This window comes from Paenibacillus rhizoplanae, from assembly GCF_042684125.1.
Lineage (GTDB): Bacteria > Bacillota > Bacilli > Paenibacillales > Paenibacillaceae > Paenibacillus_AQ > Paenibacillus_AQ rhizoplanae.
Window position 1 is genome coordinate 133,995 of record NZ_JBHUKY010000078.1, and the last position, 18,050, is coordinate 152,044.

General features: G+C 54.2%; 11 protein-coding genes. 7 read left to right on the top strand and 4 right to left on the bottom strand.

Annotated elements, in window-relative coordinates; translation table 11 throughout:
- Window positions 1-389 (top strand): transposase (locus ACFSX3_RS29175; RefSeq protein ID WP_379313604.1); only part of this gene is annotated, 389 nt, incomplete at its 5' end.
- 132 nt (window positions 390-521) lie between these two features.
- On the opposite strand, the gene ACFSX3_RS29180 is transcribed toward ACFSX3_RS29175, so the two are convergent.
- Window positions 522-1,484: a helix-turn-helix transcriptional regulator gene (locus tag ACFSX3_RS29180; protein ID WP_209990564.1), complete on the bottom strand. Its 963-nt coding sequence runs from the start codon at window positions 1,482-1,484 to the stop codon at window positions 522-524.
- Between the two features lie 97 nt (window positions 1,485-1,581).
- Between ACFSX3_RS29180 and ACFSX3_RS29185 the strand changes: the two genes are divergently transcribed.
- Entirely contained in the window at window positions 1,582-2,067 is a 486-nt protein-coding gene (locus ACFSX3_RS29185) for a GyrI-like domain-containing protein (protein ID WP_209990567.1), read from the top strand.
- Between the two features lie 26 nt (window positions 2,068-2,093).
- Entirely contained in the window at window positions 2,094-2,558 is a 465-nt protein-coding gene (locus ACFSX3_RS29190) for a phage tail protein (RefSeq protein ID WP_209990570.1), read from the top strand.
- Between the two features lie 116 nt (window positions 2,559-2,674).
- Here ACFSX3_RS29190 and ACFSX3_RS29195 read toward each other — a convergent pair whose 3' ends face one another.
- On the bottom strand, window positions 2,675-3,925 hold the full coding sequence (locus ACFSX3_RS29195; RefSeq protein WP_209990572.1) for an MFS transporter: 1,251 nt from the start codon (window positions 3,923-3,925) through the stop codon (window positions 2,675-2,677).
- Window positions 3,922-4,758: a TrmB family transcriptional regulator gene (locus ACFSX3_RS29200; protein WP_209990575.1), complete on the bottom strand. Its 837-nt coding sequence runs from the start codon at window positions 4,756-4,758 to the stop codon at window positions 3,922-3,924. The genes ACFSX3_RS29195 and ACFSX3_RS29200 overlap by 4 nt, the downstream gene beginning before the upstream one ends.
- 243 nt (window positions 4,759-5,001) lie before the next feature.
- Here ACFSX3_RS29200 and ACFSX3_RS29205 point away from each other — a divergent pair, with 243 nt between their 5' ends.
- Complete coding sequence (locus ACFSX3_RS29205) at window positions 5,002-5,625, top strand: lysozyme inhibitor LprI family protein (protein ID WP_209990579.1); 624 nt, start codon at window positions 5,002-5,004, stop codon at window positions 5,623-5,625.
- An 82-nt stretch (window positions 5,626-5,707) separates the two neighbouring features.
- Here ACFSX3_RS29205 and ACFSX3_RS29210 read toward each other — a convergent pair whose 3' ends face one another.
- Window positions 5,708-6,442, bottom strand: a complete 735-nt coding sequence (locus ACFSX3_RS29210; RefSeq protein ID WP_209990582.1) for a DUF1835 domain-containing protein — start codon at window positions 6,440-6,442, stop codon at window positions 5,708-5,710.
- 201 nt (window positions 6,443-6,643) lie between these two features.
- On the opposite strand from ACFSX3_RS29210, the gene ACFSX3_RS29215 reads away from it, so the two are divergent.
- The 3 genes from ACFSX3_RS29215 to ppsA all read left to right on the top strand — a co-directional run bounded on the left by ACFSX3_RS29215 (window position 6,644) and on the right by ppsA (window position 18,050).
- A complete protein-coding gene (locus tag ACFSX3_RS29215) occupies window positions 6,644-13,039 on the top strand; it encodes a rhamnogalacturonan lyase family protein (protein WP_209990585.1) in 6,396 nt (2,131 codons plus the stop codon).
- 766 nt (window positions 13,040-13,805) lie between these two features.
- Entirely contained in the window at window positions 13,806-15,077 is a 1,272-nt protein-coding gene (locus ACFSX3_RS29220; protein WP_209990588.1) for a BNR-4 repeat-containing protein, read from the top strand.
- 351 nt (window positions 15,078-15,428) lie between these two features.
- Window positions 15,429-18,050: a phosphoenolpyruvate synthase gene (gene ppsA / locus ACFSX3_RS29225; protein ID WP_209990826.1), complete on the top strand. Its 2,622-nt coding sequence runs from the start codon at window positions 15,429-15,431 to the stop codon at window positions 18,048-18,050.

The window sequence follows — 18,050 nt, forward strand, 5'->3', positions numbered from 1 at the left end:
TCCCGAGTGATACGCAGTTTGCATCATGGGCGGGGGTGTGTCCAGGGAACAACGAAAGTGCTGGAAAGCGAAAAAAGTCAAAAACGATGCAAGGGAACAAGCATCTGAAAGGGGCCTTGTGTCAGGCGGCTTGGGCGAACTCTCGCTCCTCGAACCGGATCGGCCAATTCTTTCGACGAATACGTAAGAGACGGGGAGATAAAAAAGCAAACGTCGCCACCGCGCATTTGCTGATTCGAATCCTCCATGCCCTGATGCGGGAGAAAAGGTCATACCAAGAAATAGACGTCTCACTAGGCGATGAGACGTCCAAGAAAAACCCGTTGGATCGGTACGTGCAATATATCCAGCAGTTAGGATATAGCGTGCAATTAAATCCTATCCAATAGTCTCTCCTTTTTCAAAAAAAACGAAACGTTATTTTGGGGCGGTGGGTCTTTTTTTGTCAAAATCCAGTCTGCGGCGCATTTTCCGATACTTTTATTTTCGTATTAAACCGGATACATGGAGCCGCGCGCTTCCTAAGGATGAAACAGCTCAACTCTCGCCTGCAGCTCCGCCCTAACTTCATCCGGAATTTCCTTCATCGTAAGATCATCGCCCAGGAACAACAGCCAATTTGTGACTTCCTTCAGCTCCTCCGTGCGGTTCACCTCGACCTCCATTTTCAGAATAGCGGTAGTTTGGTAGGGGTTAGTGTAGGACAGCGTCACCCTGAACGGGTGATATTTGCGGTATTGGGCAATGGCCCGGGGACCGAGCTCCAGGACAAGGTTGTTCTTCACCTGCTGCTTGCTTAGCTTCTCCTTAATTTTTTTCGCGCTTGGCCTGTTGGAACCCGGGGAGGGGATGACATCCGTTAGCTGATCAACCGGGATGATCCGTTTCCTGGAGGCGTCCAGGTCGAAGCACTCGATAAGCCACAGGCTTTTCTCCTGGTAGAGACGTAAAAGATACACAGCATAAGAGATATCCTTCTGGTCTTCCCGGCAGGTAATTAGCAGATATCGGTCCGCCAGCAGGAGCCGGATCAGCTTGTCCAGCATAGGGTGGGGGAGATCGGACAGGTCCAGCAGATCGGGATTGCCCGGGTGGGTGCCCTCGAACAGCAGGATCTGATTGAGAAGAACAAGCTCCTCCTGCTGATTCTCCGAGATGAGCCCCAGCAATTTCTCCGTCAGCGACTGGCGGCTCCTGAGATAAGGAAGCTGGCCGTTTCTTGTCGCCATGAAGGCAATGAACAGCGCTTTGACCTCGTTATCCGTGAACCGGACCACCGGAAGGATAGAGTTACGCATAACGGAATACCCACCATCCCGGCCCACCTCAGCGACCAGCGGCATTCCGAGCGCCTCAATCTCCCGGATATCCCGCTGGGCGGTTGAACGCGAAATATTGAATTCCCGCATGATTTCCGTCAGCGTAAAATGGGCACGATTGTTAATGTACCGCATGATGATGTTGATCCGTTCTACTTTTTTCATGGCGGCTCCTAAACAGGTTCATTTTTTGACATGATTCAAGGTTATCATATACATAGCAGGTGAGGAACACAAATATGAATAAAGGCGGGATATGACAATGGCAGGGTATACTATTGCAGAGAAAGACAGCTTTACGGTGATTGGTCTGGGCGTTGATCTTAAGAGTGATTACACGGATTATGCCGGGATTTATAAGGAGAAAGCGGATTTTTGGCAGGCGGTCAGTGAAGATGGCAGGCTCGATTTGTTAAAAGGGATTGCGGCGAATGACTATGTGTTTGTGGTGAACGAAGCGGTGAACGGCAAGATGATGCATTATGCCGGGGTGATGGCAGGTGTAGCCGCACAGGTTCCGCAGGAAGCCCGGGTGATCCAGTTCCCGAAGGGGGAATACCTTGTAGTGGCAGGAGAAGGAGCGACGACGGAGGAGTTGAGCAACACCTTGACGGGCCTGGCCTTCGGACAAGCTTTGCCGCAAGCAGAAGGATATGCCTACGTAGGAGGGCCGAATGCGGCTGTGGAGATGGGCAGCCGGGACGACTCGCTGTATGGTGAAATGTGGATTCCTGTCGTCAGAAATTAAGTAATTTAATGGAGGATAAACTAACTATGGCATATACCGTTGATTTCAAAGAGGTGTCTGTGCAAGGTCTGGAATCGTCGCCCGTTGTTGAGGCGCTGGCGGGTCTGCGTGCGAATGAGGCGCGCTATTTCATGAACAAATATAAGCATGAATTCACAGTCGTGCCGGCCAGTGAAAGCCAGGATACGCTGGATTACGTGAACGGGATTCTGAGCAAGGAGCGGGGTCTTGAATTTGCTGCCAAGCCACTGGAAACCTCGCAGTTCCAGGTCGAGAACATCCGGTTTGCCTACGTTTTCTATGAGGATGGTCTTGCGCTTAACGTCATGTACACAGTGGATGACCCCAAGAAGCGGGCGGTTGGGTTCAAGCTCTCGGAGGGAATGGAGATTCCGAAGGAGCTGGCGGACAAGTTCAAGTTCGCGCGGCAGAAGTCGAAGCTGGCCGGAACAATCCGCGGATCGTTTTTTGTGATTAAGGGAGAGTACTAATAAAAATCTCCACAAAGTGAAGTTTAAGCTTCGGAGTCTATTCAGATACTTTGCGGGGCCCCAAAACATAAAGGTTCTTAAAAAGGGGCTGCCAATCTGGCAGCCCCTTGTATCGTTCAAATCTCCTCCGCTGTATACGTCTTCTGGGTGCGGAGAACCGGGAAGAACCGGTACATCCAGAGCACGGTAATAATCAGGGTGCCCACTCCGCCGATGACGGTTGCAGGCACGGCTCCGACCAGCCCGGCCATCGTGCCGGACTCGAATTCGCCAAGCTGGTTCGAGGTACCGATGAATAACGAATTCACTGCGTTTACCCGGCCCTGCATCTCCTGCGGCGTGTTGACCTGCACCAGTGTCGAGCGGATAACGACACTCACAACATCCGAGCCGCCGATCAGAACAAGCGCAAACAGGGACAGCCAGAAGCTGTGGGAGATGCCGAACAGCATCGTGGCCAGGGCGAAGACGACCAGCGAGGCGAACAGCATCCGGCCGATGGCCCGTTCCACCGAATAGCGGGTCAGGATGAGCGAGACGATGATCGCACCTACCGCCGGGGCAGAGCGCAGCAGGCCCAAACCGAGCGAGCCGGTCTTCAGAATATCCTCGGCGAAGATTGGCAGCAGTGCCGTGGCCCCGCCAAGCAATACAGCGAACAAGTCCAGCGAGATCGTACCCAGGATAATCTTGCGGGCGAAGACAAACCGCAGACCGCTGAGGAAGGTGTCCATGCTGACGGCGTCCAGCTTTTTGACGAAGTGAACAGTCTTGACGAAGAAGATCAGCACTGTAGATACCAGCAACGCGGCAAGCGAGGCGATATAAGCGGCAGCTGTACCCCAGACCACGAGGACGCCCCCGAGGGACGGGCCGACGATCATCGCCGTCTGCATTGCAGACGCGGACCAGGCCGCTGCCTTCGGGAGCTGATCCCGATCCACAATGTCCGGCACCAGCGCCGCCGAGGCCGGACTCTCGAAGGTACGGCACGCGCCAAGCACTGCTGCGGCTGCCAGCAGGTGGACCGCGCCGAGCCAGCCTTCGATGCTGCCGAAGACGAGCAGCAGCACGATGAGGCACTCTGTCAGCTGGCACAGGAACACAATGGTTCGGCGGTCATAGCGGTCTGCCGTCTGTCCGGCAGGCAATGTCAGCAGCAGCATGGGCAGGAATTGGGCCAGCCCGACCAGTCCAAGCTGATAGGCGCTGCCGGTCAACGCATACATCTGCCAGCCAATCGCCACCGACAGCATCTGGAAGGCGCTGGTGGAGAAGATCCGCGCAATCCATAGGCGCAGGAACGAACGGTTATGCAGTACAGACGAGCGTGGAGTATTCATATCTGGTGTATTCAATGTATTCAACGGGTGTCTTCCTCCAAGCGATAGGGATGGGGTTCAGTTGCGGGGGCCGGCTTCCGCCCGCGCATCTCAGGGTGTTCCTGGAATATTAAGGAGTAATTCTTGCCGTAACGCGCCTCCAGCTCCGTGGCGAAATCCTGCTCTATGCGCATCATCACGACATCGTGATAATAAGACGTCTGAAGCACATCCAGCACAGCCGGATGGTTGCTCTCCAGCGCCGAAGCCTGCGAATGGCGGGTGAAGCTGCCCAGAAGCGAGGTCTCCTTATCCAGCAGGAGCGAGAAGTTCCGGGCGGCCTTCGGCCCGCCTGCAGGTACGCTATGCACAATGACACGCGACAGCGCTGTAGGTATGTCACCTATCACCATCAGGTGGACGGTAATTCCCCGCTCTTCGGCAGCAAGAAGTGTGTCTTCTATCTGGTGCAAATCCTCCGCCCAAATATCTACCAGAATCTCCGTGCTGGCATTGGCAGCAAGCCGCCTTACCGCCAGATCCACCTGCGCGTCTCCCTTCCAGTTGCTGAAGAAGGGCGGTGCGGCAGGCAGGTGGGTCAGCTCGTTCTCCAGTAGGCGGGCGGTGCGCTCAAATTCCGCCTGAAGCAGCTTAACGACCTGCCTTACCGGAATTGCAGCGAAGGTAACCGGCTCGCCTTCGATTGTCCGGCAGACTCCTTTATCTACCAGACTGCGCAGCGCGGCATATACATTGGACCGGGACACGGACACCTGCTTGGCGACCTCATAGCCCGAGGAGGGCGGCTGGCCGTGCAGCGCGAGATAGCAGCGGGCTTCCAGATCGGATAAGCCGAGCTTGCGTAATGCTTCAATCATGGGTGAACCGCCTTTCTGTGAGTGTGTAATGCTTCGTTGTAGTTTGTTACAAGTAGGAGTATTTCAAAATACTACTCCGATCATAAAGTGCTGTCAAGCAGCAATATCCGGCCTGCCGCAGCACCGGGCGTCTCACAAAAATGATTACAGTCGGGTGAAATCAGGTAATAACTCTCAAGCGGCTTTTGAAAAGCCGATATGCAAGAGAGTCTCGACTATAAACCAATGACAGGATGAGGACTTATGCGCAAAGCAATTCTGACTACCATGCTCATCTCCAGTCTGTTAATGGCTGGCTGCGGCAATAACGGGGCGGCAAATGGCGGTACGGCGGCTACTCCAGAGGCCGGACAAGCAGCGACGGCAAGCCCTGAGGTTACACCCGAGGTCACGCCGGAGCCGGCAGCTGAGGCTACCGCAGAGCCTGCACCGGAAGCTACGGCACAGGCACCAGCGCAGACGACCGCACCGGAAGCCACGCCGAAGGCCAGTGCGGCGGCGGGGGATTCGCAGCGGCAGACTTATTTTGACAAGCTGGATAAGATTGAAGCGGGTCTTGGCGATCTGAAGGCGCTGTCGGACAGTGGCGTAACGGCAGATATGAAGGAAGCGGCCTCCAAGGAGCATGAGCGCTGGGACAAGGCGCTGAATGAAATCTACCAGGAGCTTAAAGCGCAGCTTCCCGAAGCCGATATGGCGAAACTGAAAGAGGAGCAGCTAAGCTGGATCAAAGAACGCGATAAGGCGGCAGAGGAAGCCGCTGCCAAATATAAGGGCGGAACGATGGAGGGGCTGGAGTACGCGGCAACCTTGGCTTCAGTGACGAAGGAGCGTTGTTATAAGCTGGTGGAGTTGTATATGAAATAATCAAATAGCGCAGCAGCTCTCTCGTAAGGAGGGCCGCTGCGCTATTTTTTTGACCATTTGTATGACTGATGAATTATTAATATTAACTTAATCCCTTCCTGACCTGATTGCGCTCTTGCTCCACTTCCAGTTCAATAACGGACCTAAGAATTACCTCATCCAGCGCGCTTTCATCATAGCTAATAATGGCAGCATCTTCCCATAGACGCAGCATTTGATTTTCCTCCGCCAGCCTCAGCCAATCTGCTTCGTATTCCTTTCTCTGATTAGATTCAAGGGGGAGGCCTTGACTATATTTTTTCACGATAAGCAAGTAACTCTCCTGATCGATGGCGCCGCTATAAAAGGGTACGACACCATCCGTGCCATGAATCCCAGCTGATTGATATTGTTCTGTGACATTAACCATATGCACCGGCTGTATACGATCCCGCAACAAATGCAATACGAAACGCAGCCCGGTCTGGTCATGCGCATTATCCGCCACCCAAATGACAATTATGGCATGGTGCGGGATGCTCTTCACGGTCTGTGCCATGCGGACAAGCTGATTCTCTTGGTTGTAATGCTGGCTGATGCTGTAATCCTCATCACGTTCCATCATCCATAGATGCCTGTTCTGCATTCCGGGTATTGTATCCAAGCCTGATAAGGGCCCAATTGAGAACAATTCATTAAAAGACAGTACTTGGCTTGTCTCACGTATGCCGAGGGCGCTGAGCGTTACTTTTAAGGAACCCGCATCCGACATGCCGAAAAGAATATGTACATATTCTTGATCAATTCGTTCATTCATATCTCCCTGTGCCTTTTCCATAAACACCCTCCCAACCAATCATATCAAACTATAATACCACATATTGGAACTTAACTTACCCGTTATAAAAGTCGATTCTAGGCTGAAAGTGCTTTTTTTTGAGCAGAATGGATTCCCATTATTTGATACACTTGTGCATATTTAGTGGTGTGGTGTAAGGCCGCTGAATGGAAATCTAGAATCATAGGAGGAGTTAAGTCCATGGTTAGAAAAAAGAGGTCGCTTAAGAAATCATTGCTCACATTCTTATTATCCTGTCTGCTGGTCTTACCGCTTGCTCTCCCGCCCGCTCCGGCACATGCAGCTTCTACCGGAAATCTTCCCGCCAGGCAGGCAGAATATCTGGACCGTGGATTGGTGGCGGTTCTAACGGATGGCGGCGTCTTTTTGAGCTGGAGGTACTTGAATACGGATTCAGATGAAATCGCTTACAATGTTTATAAAAACGGGATCAAGGTGAACCCGGCTCCGATCGTAGACTCTACCAGCTATGTGGATACGACGGGGGCGGACAGCTCGCAATACCAGATTTCTGCGATTGTTGCGGGGAAGGAGGAAATGCAGCCCGGGCGGGCAGCGGTGTGGCATAACGACTATCTGCCGATTCCGCTGGATAAGCCTGCCGATGGCCGGACCAAAGACGGGGGGACGTATTCCTATTATGCCGGAGATGCCTCTGTTGGAGATCTGGACGGGGACGGGGAATATGAGATCGTTTTCTTGTGGAGTCCCAGCAATTCGAAGGATAACTCACAAGCCGGCTATACCGGGAACGTCTACATCGATGCGGTCAAAATGGACGGCACCAAGCTTTGGCGCATTGACCTTGGCGTGAACATCCGGGCCGGGGCGCACTATTCGCAGCTGATGGTGTATGACCTGGACGGCAACGGCAAAGCTGAGGTCGTGGTCAAGACAGCGGACGGCACCAAAGACGGCCAAGGTATGGTCATCGGTGACGGCACCAAGGATTACCGTAATGACGGAGGCTACATCCTCAGCGGGCCGGAATATCTGACGCTGTTCAACGGCCAGACGGGTGCTGCTGTATCTACGGTGGACTATGATCCGCCAAGAGGCAATGTAAGCGATTGGGGAGACGGATATGGCAACCGCGTCGACCGGTTCCTGGCCGGGATTGCTTACCTGGACGGTGTGAAGCCAAGCGTTGTAATGGCCCGTGGCTATTATACAAGGACAACGCTTACCGCATATGACTACACGAATGGCGCGTTGGTGAAGCGTTGGAACTTCGACACGAATGAAGCTGGCGCACAATATGAAGCACAGGGTAATCACAACCTGAGTGTGCTGGATGCAGACGGTGACGGCCGGGATGAGATCATGTACGGTGCGCTGGCGATAGACGATGACGGCACGCTGCTCTACAGCACCGGACTTGGACATGGAGATGCGATGCACGCCGGGAAGCTAGATCCGAACCGGGAAGGGTATCAGGTCGTCAGTGTGCATGAGCATAAGGATGCTGCTTACGGACTGGAGATGCGCGATGCCGCTACAGGAGAGATCCTCTGGGGCCAATTTACCGGAAAAGATACCGGGCGGGGCATGTCGGCGGATATCGATCCGGAGCATCCCGGTTATGAGTCCTGGGCATCCACGATTGTGAACGGGCAGATGGACCCGTTATCCCGCGGCTACGCAGCGGACGGTGAGGTGATCTATGAGCAGAACGAAGTCCCGCGAAGCGCGAATTTTGCAATCTGGTGGGATGGGGATCTTCAGCGGGAGCTGTTCGACCACGACTGGAATAACACGACGGCGGAAGGCATTCCGCTCATTTACAAGTGGGATTACCGGAAGAAGCAGCTGAAGGAGATTTTTCGGGCGGCGGGTGCGCTAACCAATAATCATACCAAAGGCAATCCGGCACTTCAGGCGGACATCCTGGGCGATTGGCGCGAAGAGCTGCTGCTGCGCAGCGAAGACAGTAAGGAGTACAGACTCTATACCACTACGATTCCTACAACCTACAGAATTCCAACACTAATGCAAGATCCGGTGTACCGGCTGGGGATTGCCTGGCAGAATGTAGCGTACAACCAGCCGCCGCATACCGGCTTCTATCTCGGGACGGAGGCAACGGCATTTCCCAAAGCAAATCTGACACTGACCGGCGCACCGCAACCGCTGGAGCAGGTCCACCACTTCGGGTTCGGTACGCAGCCGCCAGCCGGAACAACTTCTGTGCAGGCTACGCCGTACACGGAGGGAACGGGATATGGTTTCGAGAGCATAAGCGGAATCACCTTAGGCGCAAGCCACGCTTCCCTGCCGGAGAACACCAAGTTTGCGGTTGACCTGCCGGATGCCAATTACAAGGTGACGCTCAAGCTGGGCAGCGGAGACAGAGACTCGAACGTAGGGGTCAAATCTGAATTTGTGCAAAAGCTGGCGCTCACCCAGGTCCGTGCCGGCACACCACTGCTCTATTCCTATGACATTGCAGTGGTGGATGGCCAGTTAGAGTTTATTTTCTCCGGCACGGCTGCCGATGTGCAGGAGATTAAGATCGAGAAATACCCGCAGAAGGTCCCGGGAAGCGGAACAACCATCTATATGGCTGGTGACTCGACGATGCAGTCCTACAGCGGAATGCAGGCTCCGCAGGAAGGCTGGGGCCAGCAATTCAGTAAATACTTCAGCAGCGGAGTAACGATCCAGAATGATGCCATCGGCGGCAGAAGCAGCAAGTCGTTCATGGTGGATGGCCGTCTGGATAGTATTCTGCAGCGGATCAGGCCGGGTGATTACTTCTTCATCTCCTTCGGTCATAACGATGCCAGCGCAGGCATTCCTGACCGTTATGCCTCTCCGGCAGATTATGCAGCGTACTTGACCCGCTATGTGAACGGAGCCAAGCAGCGCGGAGCGACTCCGGTTCTGTTAACGCCAGTAGGACGCAGGGACTTCAATACGATCACTCAGGAATTCAACGTAAGCTTCCCTGAATATGTGAAGGCGGCGAAGGAAACAGCAGCCGGACTGAACGTGCCGCTGATCGATCTGAGCCAGTTGAGTATTGCAGATTATAACCGGATCGGCCTGGCCGCTACGGAGAAGATTTTCCTCTATGCCAATCCGGGAGAATATCCGAAGTACCCGAACGGGGTCGGCGATAATACCCATTTCAGCACCTACGGCGCGCAGGTCATATCCGGTCTGGTAGCGGGCGCAGTGAAGGAGATGGACCTTAGTATATCCCCCTTTGTGATCGATCCCGGGATCACGGAACCGGAGCCAGAGCCGGAGGTACAACGTTACGAGGAGAACTTCGAGGGCGATCCGGCCGCTGCACAATACTCGATGGTGAATGCTACGGGCACTGCCGGAACGATGGCGGGGACGGTTACAGAAGAGAACGGGAACAAGGTATTATCTGTGACGGGTTCCGGCTCCGGCAACCGCGCCAAGGTATTCCGCCTGTTCGATGCGGTGAACGGTGACATTGTGAATGTCGATTTCAACTGGCATTCCGGCAATGTGGGCGCTGTCCCGTCGGAGGGGCATCTGAGTCTGCAGGATGCGAATGAGAATCTGATGTTCACCCTGTTCACCAAGACTGGAGCGGCAAGTCCGAATACGAACATTCATTATTTTACTGGCCCGTACACACCAGACTATGGTACCGGCACCACTGCCATTCCAGGGGGCGGGACCGCTACGACTATTCCCAAGAATCAGTGGGTAAATGTTAAGCTGAAGATTGATTTTGCCGGAAAAACCCTTGATCTCACCTTAACAAGTCTCGCTAACCCAAGTGTCACCCAGACGATCCGTGATATTCCGCTGAGTCCTGGCGTCTATGCGAATAACGTTAGGGGCTTGCGGTTCCTGGGTACGCGCAAAGGAGGAGGAGGCACGCTGAACTGGACCACCCGGATCGACAACGTGAAAATGGAGGGCACCAAGCTGCCGGTGGCAGCAGGCGATATGGCGGCGTTGATTGCGCTGCATCAGGAAGTGAAGGCTATCGACCTCACATCCTACACGGAAGCCTCTGTAGCTGTGGTGCATAGAGCCTTGAGCGCTGCCGAGGCGCTGATCGGAACAACAGCCTCGCAGGCGCAGATCAATCATACGGTGAATATGCTGACCGTTGCACTCGACTCACTGACCCGTGAGCCTGCTGGGGATATTAGCGCGTATTCCTTTGATTTTGGCTCCGGCAGCGCAGCAGACGGCTATACGAAGGTGGATGCCAAACGGGCCTACGTGGAAGGGAACGGCTACGGGTTCGCCGACACCGCGCTGGTCCAGGACGAGAACCGGGGAACCGGCAATCTGCTGACAGAGGACTTCACCCGTGTGAACGGGACCTCTTTCGTAGTGGAGATGAAGCCGGCGAATTACCGTGTGACGATGACCATTGGGGATGCGCAAGAAGTGACCCAGACCGATGTTACGGTGGAGCAAATGAACAAACTGCCGGCCACCACCATCCCCTCAGGCCAATTCAAGGAAGTGACATATGATGTCGCCCTGATCGATGGCGTATTTAACTTCAGCTTCTCCGGCAGTACGCCGAAGATCAACGCGCTGAAGATCGAGCGCCTGCCGGAGCAGGGGGCGGCCGATAAGCCAACTCTCTATCTGGCGAGCGATTCTACAGTGGCCAATTATGCGGAGAGCTACCGTCCGCAGGCGGGTTGGGGCGAGACGCTGGGCCGTTATTTTGACACAGAGAAGATCGGCATTGATAACCGGGCAGTCGGCGGACTAAGCAGCAAAACCTTCCTGAACGGCGGATATCTCAATAATATTCTGCTCGGTATACATGAAGGAGACTATCTGTTCATGCAGTGGTCACATAACGACTCCACGCCTTCCCGGCCGGAACGTTATCTTACCCCGGAACAGTTCAAGTTGTATCTGGAGGATTACATTAACGGTGCTGTGCAGAGAGGTGCGATTCCAGTCCTGGTTACACCAGTGAACCGGAGGGATTTCAGTGGTGAAGTGCTGAACAAAAGCTTCCCGGCATACGTGCAGGCGATGAAGGAAACGGCGCAGGAGACGGGGACGCTGCTGGTTGATTTGAATCAAGCGAGCTGGGAGTATTTTCAGGAGCTGGGCACAGAGGGCACCAAGTCGATCTTCATGTGGACGGGAACCACGGAGGACAACACCCATCTGCAGATGAACGGTGCGATTAAGGTCTCGGAGCTGGTAGCGGGGCTGGTGAAGGAGCTGAATATTCCGTTGTCCGCCTTAGTTACTCTGGGAGGAGAACAAGCGGACCAGACCCCGCCGCATACGGCTGCGGCAGTGAAGGGAGCAGAGCAGAACGGCTGGTACACATCGGCGGCAGAAGTGACGTTCACCGCGAGCGATGAGCAGTCCGGGGTTGACCAGACGTATTTCAAGGTGAACGGCGGGGAGCTTCAGGCCGGCAGCAAGCTGACGATAAGTGAGGAGGGCAAGCACACCCTGACCTATTGGAGTGTGGATAAAGCTGGAAACAAAGAGGCTGAGCAGACGCTGGATGTAGCGGTTGACCTCTCGCCTCCGGCGGTCGTCATTCAGGGAGAGGCACAGTATACGATTGACCAGCAGGTCGAGCTTAGCTATACGGCTTCCGATACGGTGTCCGGTGTAGCAGATCTAAGCGGCGGGTTGCTTAATGTACCTGCATACACACTTGAACCGGGTCTGCATAAAATAACGGCCACCGTCAGCGACCTTGCTGGCCGTGAGACTAGTGTAGACTTCAGCTACAGTATTTACGCTACGTTTGCGAGTCTGGCTGAATTGACCCGGGCCTTCGCGGGTGAATCGGCAGACCCGGGTGCAGCGGCGCTTGCAGAGCAGCTCGCCAGTAAGTTAATGCTGGCGGAGCAAGCGGCGGTGGCGCGTGAAGGGGCGAAGGCCCGCTCGCTGCTTGCAGCATACAGCCAGGAGGTCAGCTCTGGGGCCGCTGCGGCTTTTACGGTGGAACAAGGGAATGTGCTAACGAGATGGGCCGCATGGCTCAGTCAGGGAATACCGCTCGCGGACAGCGCTCCAGGTATGCCAGTGCTGTCAGATAATAACGGGCATGATACAGGGCTGCGGGATGGCGATTATACGGTTACGATGAATCTCTGGTGGGGCAATAATGGCACCCGCTTCAAGCTCTATGAGAATAGCGAAATGCTTGAAGAAGGCGCTCTGACAGACCAGTCACCGTCCGCCCAGTCCGTGCAGATCGATATTGCCGGCAGACCGAACGGGACTTACGTCTATACGCTGGAGCTGAGCAACACGCACGGATCAGTAACAAGCGCACCCTTGACGGTGACAGTCACCGATGCCTCTCCTGGGCAAGCGGTATTATCGGGCGATAACTGGGATGGGGATGGCAGCTATGCGGTTACGATGAATCTGTGGTGGGGAACGAATGCGACTGAATACCGGCTGTATGAAAATGGCGTATTGGTTGATACACAGACTCTACAGGCGCATAACCCGGATGCCCAGTCCGCAGTCACGGCAATCTCCGGCAAACCCCCCGGAACCTATGAATACGAAGCCGTCCTGCTGAACGCGGCAGGCGAGTCCAGATCTGCGAAGATGACAGTAACGGTGCGGAAGTGAGTGGCTGGCTGAAGAGCGAATGATGCGCGTGGTGGTGTGAATGTGTGATCGTGTGAAATCTTCTAGAAAAGCCCGGGAAACCGGGCTTTTTGTGCTTTAAGAGATGCATTTCGTAGCTTGGGTTGAGTGTGGATGGAGGAGAAGCGGGAGGGCAGATGGGAAGGATGTATGTGAAAAACCGAATTGAGTGGCCAATTGTATGCGGAAAACTGGATGTAATCGGTTGAACCCGAAGGTTAGTGGGCAAAGTCTTGTTGAGGGAGAGCTATGAGGAGCATTAGTGCACCTGAATTAAGCGAATGTACGCGGCAATCGTAAATGAGGAGCACAAGTGCTCCTGAATTCAGTGAATGCGGGCCAGACGGGCAAATATAGTGCACTAGTGCACCCGAATTTACCGGATACGAGCAAAACGAGCAAATAAGGAGCACTAGTGCCCCTCCCTACGCCGGATGCCGCTAAAAGTAAGCGAAGAGTAAAAGAGAGTGGGCATTCATGCAGCTTGGTGCAGCTGTTTCTATAAAAGCCGTCAGTTACAGCAATCTTGCAATAGTACAGTAACAATCCTTTAAGCAGCATGCTATTCTTGGGCCAGTAACACTAGCAACTAGCGTACAGTAGCACATGTCACATTAGGACTAAGCTCGCGAATACCAGGATATTTGCTAGTACAGGGAGGCGGGGCCGGAGAAATCCGTATGCGTTTACATTGCTACACAGTATCTATTTATGTACGGAAGGCGAAGAGATGAAGGAGGCGTAATCGTTGAAGCAGATCAAACACTGGATACTTGCTCTAATTATGACGATGCTGCTGACTATACTACCTGCGGGGGCGGGGAGCGCGGCGGCTGTGCTGGAGGAGGTGCCTTTTCCGATGGATTCCAGCAATCAGGCGGGATGGTGGTCTCCTATTGCCACTTACGGGCTTGGCTATGAGTATGCCTATATGGCCTATAACGCCCCGGGGGCGATTCCCGGTAAGCATACGGTAGCTATTGCAAGAAGAGACAACGATGGAATATGGAGCAAGCTTCCGCTCATGGATGGGACAACCCCTGCGGAATATCTGGACGATCTCGGGCATAACCAGCCTTCTATGGCGAGGGACGGGAGCGGGCGGTTCCACGTTTTTGCTTCCATGCACAGCAATGCCTGGCGCTATTACCGCTCAGATACTGTAGGCGGGATTCCGCAGAACCACTCGGCCGAGCTGCCCGCAGGCATGATGATAACCTATCCGGTAGTGACGACAGCTCCGAATGGAGATCTGTATTTACTGGTGCGCGCTGACAAAGACCCGGCCGGCAAAAGAGAGGCCGTTCTGCTGCGCTGGAACAATGCCGATTCCGTATGGACTCAGGTCAAAATCATTGCAGCGCACCTGAACCGTTCTGTCTATCCGGATGACCTGGTCTTTGATGCGAACGGCGATCTGCATATCTTGTTCGAGTGGGCGTACTTCGCCGCCAGCCCGCTGCGCCATCAATTGTCTTACCTGAAGTACAGCCCGTCCACGGGTGTGTTCAGCAAAGCAGACGGTACTCCGGTTGCAGCTCCGGTCTCCCTGACTACGGCGGATATTGTGCAGCCTATGGCTCCAAGCGAAGCCTATGTGCAGAGCGGCAGTGACCCCGGCGGTCCGGGCGTACAGAGCGCCAAGATGACGCTTGATTCAGCGGGCCGTCCGGTGATCGCTTACCGTTATCGTGAGGAGGGCAGCACTATCTTTGCTGTGAAACAGGCCACTTACGGTACAGGAGGCTGGAACTTGCAGACCGTCTATAACGCTGCTCCTACCAACGCGGCGATCGATGTGACCTGGACCGGTACAGCCGCCAGAATCTATTATGTCCGAAGCAGTGGAGAGGCCCGGGCGTTCATGGCAGTGAATACCGGCGGAGGCTGGACAGAGAGCCCGCTTGCACCGGGTATCCCGGTTGAACGGCTGGCGGTAGACCGCAGTCCGAAGGGCATTGACACCTTATATCTGGTAGATGTAACGAACCTGAAGCTCTACTACGGACGAAATAACTAGGCTCTGCAAGGGGAGTTCCACAACATAGCTATCTGCAAGTGTAAACGGCATTGCTGTCCTTTTGAAGGACGGTACCGTTTCGGCGAGAAATAGAAGGATAATGTATAGCGTGAAACAAATACATTCTTATATTTTCAAAAAAGAACCCGGACATTCGCGCCCGGGTTCTTTCTTATTGCATCTATATGTGCACGATGATATAATCAACTGCGACTATTTTTTCTTTTGAGAATATAAATAAGACATCTTATATTCCAATCATAACATGCAACCATGAGGGTGTCAATTTATTTTTAAGCCGAGTTTATTTACGGTTTAAGGGTGCTACTTCACAAGTTAGGGGAGATTGGAATAGGATCACTGATTCTGGAGCTTAAGGAATTGGACCATGCACCGCTGCGGCTGGTGGGCGGGAAGGGGCTGAATCTGGGCAGACTGTCCCAAATGGAGGGCATTCATGTGCCAGACGGGTTCTGTGTGACTACCGAGGGGTATCAGGAAGCTACCCGGCATAATGAAGCGTATCATGCTTTGCTGGAGCGGTTAACGGAGATGCAAGCCGAAGACCAAGATCTGGCGCAACTCATGGACCTCAGCAGAGCAATCCGCCAGACGATTGAAGAATCCGGGATTCCGCCCGAAGTTGCAGCAGCAGTGAAGCAGCAGCTATCCCGGCTTGGAGACGATCAGGCGTATGCGGTGCGCTCCAGTGCAACGGCAGAGGATCTGCCGCAGGCCTCTTTTGCCGGTCAACAGGATACATTCTTAAATATTGTGGGCCTGGACGCCATTCTGGAGCATATCCGCAAATGCTGGGCGTCGCTGTTCACAGATCGTGCGGTAATCTACCGGAAGCAGCAAGGCTATGATCACAGACAGGTGTATCTGTCTGTCATTGTGCAGCAGATGGTCTTCCCGCAGGCCTCAGGCATTCTGTTCACCGCCGATCCCGTCACGAACAACCGCAAGCTGCTGTCGATCGACGCCGGGTATGGTTTGGGTGAAGCGCTCGTCTCGGGCATCGTATCCGCAGATGTCTATAAGGTGCGGGATGAGAATATCGTGGAGCAGCGGATTTCCTCCAAAAAGCTCGCAGTCTACGCGTTACCCGAAGGCGGTACAGAAATCCGGCAACTTAACCCCGTACAGCAGGAAGCACAGACGCTTACGGAACCGCAGATTGTGCAGCTCGCCCGGATTGGGAGGCACATTGAAGCAAGCTTCGGGACCCCGCAGGATATCGAATGGTGCTTGGCCGATAACACCTTCTATATCGTCCAGAGCCGGCCAATTACTACTTTATACCCGATCCCTGATTCCGGGGACTCGGAGAACCGCGCGTATATTTCTGTGGGCCATGGGCAAATGATGACAGACGCGATGAAGCCGCTGGGCTTGTCTTTTCATCTGATGGTTACTCCTGCCCCTATGCGTGTGGCCGGTGCAAGACTGTTCGTTGATGTGACCGCATATTTGGCTTCACCCGCCAGACAGACGATTATTGATACGCTTGGGAAGTCCGATCCCTTAGTCAAAGACGCGCTGCTGACGATCCTTGAGCGGGAGGATTTCATCCAAATGCAGTCAGCGCCTACTCCCGTACCTGGTCCCGCTGCAAACAAGCCAGGCAAGCCGGTCCCAGAGGATCAGGACCCCCTCAGTTCCGATCCGGCCATTGTTACTGAGCTGATTAAGAATAACGAAGCCTCCGTAGAAGAACTGAAGCAGGTCATCCAGGGGAAATCCGGCGCAGCACTGTTGGATTTTATCCGGGAGGATATTAAGGAACTTAAGCGGCTGTTGTTCGATCCGCGCAGTACGGCGGTGTTCATGGCTGCCATGGCTGCTTCAGCCTGGCTGAATGAGCACTTGAAGGAATGGCTCGGCGAAATCAACGCAGCAGATACCTTATCGCAATCGGTGGACAACAATATTACCTCGGCCATGGGTCTTGCGCTGCTTGATGTGGCTGATGTGATCCGTCCTTGTCCGCAGGTAATCGATTATTTGCAGCAGCACGCACATGACGGGGATTTCCTGACCGGACTCCTTCCAATAGAAGGCGGGCAAGCTGCCTATGCTGCGCTGATAGAGTATCTCGGTAAATACGGAATGCGCTGTACGGGGGAGATCGATATCACCCGAACCCGCTGGAGTGAGAATCCGGCGATTCTGATTCCTATGATTCTCAGCAATATCAGGCAGTTTGCGCCGGGGGCCGGCAGACAGAAGTTCCAGCAGGGGCTTAAGGAAGCACGGGAGAAGGAGAAGGGGATTATCGAACGCTTGCGGTTGTTGCCGGATGGCGAAGACAAGGTGCGGGAAACCAGACAACGGATCGAGCTGCTCCGTAATTATATCGGGTATCGTGAATATCCGAAATACGGGATGGTCAGCCGCTATCTGGTCTACAAACAGGCGATGATGAAGGAAGCGGAGCGGCTCGTGCAAGCAGGCAGTATCCATGACAAGGAAGATATTTTCTATCTGCAGTTCGAGGAATTGTACGAGGCCGACCGCACTGCTGTATTCGATGATGAGCTGATCAAGAAGCGCAAGGACGAATTCAAATTAGCCGAAAAGCTAACGCCGCCGCGTGTCATCACATCAGAGGGTGAAATCCTGTCCGGCCGGTACAGACGGGAGGATCTCCCGCCCAACGCTCTGGCCGGTCTGCCTGTATCTACAGGAGTGATTGAGGGCCGGGCGCGGGTCATCCTTAACATGGAGGAGGCAGACCTGGAGGAAGGAGATATTCTGGTTACCTCGTATACAGACCCCAGTTGGACACCGTTGTTCGTCTCCATTAAAGGGCTGGTTACCGAGGTCGGCGGGCTGATGACGCACGGGGCAGTGATCGCACGCGAATACGGCTTGCCCGCAGTGGTGGGTGTTGAACATGCCACCCGGCGGATTCAGGACGGGCAACGGATTCGGGTAGATGGAAGCGCAGGATATGTGGAGCTGCTATAA

What these genes read in the sequence shown, in the direction of transcription:
- ACFSX3_RS29180 (WP_209990564.1), bottom strand. Translation starts at nt 1,484, where the DNA reads ATGAAAAAAGTAGAACGGATCAACATCATCATGCGGTACATTAACAAT.
- ACFSX3_RS29185 (WP_209990567.1), top strand. Translation starts at nt 1,582, where the DNA reads ATGGCAGGGTATACTATTGCAGAGAAAGACAGCTTTACGGTGATTGGT.
- ACFSX3_RS29190 (WP_209990570.1), top strand. Translation starts at nt 2,094, where the DNA reads ATGGCATATACCGTTGATTTCAAAGAGGTGTCTGTGCAAGGTCTGGAA.
- ACFSX3_RS29200 (WP_209990575.1), bottom strand. Translation starts at nt 4,758, where the DNA reads ATGATTGAAGCATTACGCAAGCTCGGCTTATCCGATCTGGAAGCCCGC.
- ACFSX3_RS29205 (WP_209990579.1), top strand. Translation starts at nt 5,002, where the DNA reads ATGCGCAAAGCAATTCTGACTACCATGCTCATCTCCAGTCTGTTAATG.
- ACFSX3_RS29210 (WP_209990582.1), bottom strand. Translation starts at nt 6,442, where the DNA reads ATGGAAAAGGCACAGGGAGATATGAATGAACGAATTGATCAAGAATAT.
- ACFSX3_RS29215 (WP_209990585.1), top strand. Translation starts at nt 6,644, where the DNA reads ATGGTTAGAAAAAAGAGGTCGCTTAAGAAATCATTGCTCACATTCTTA.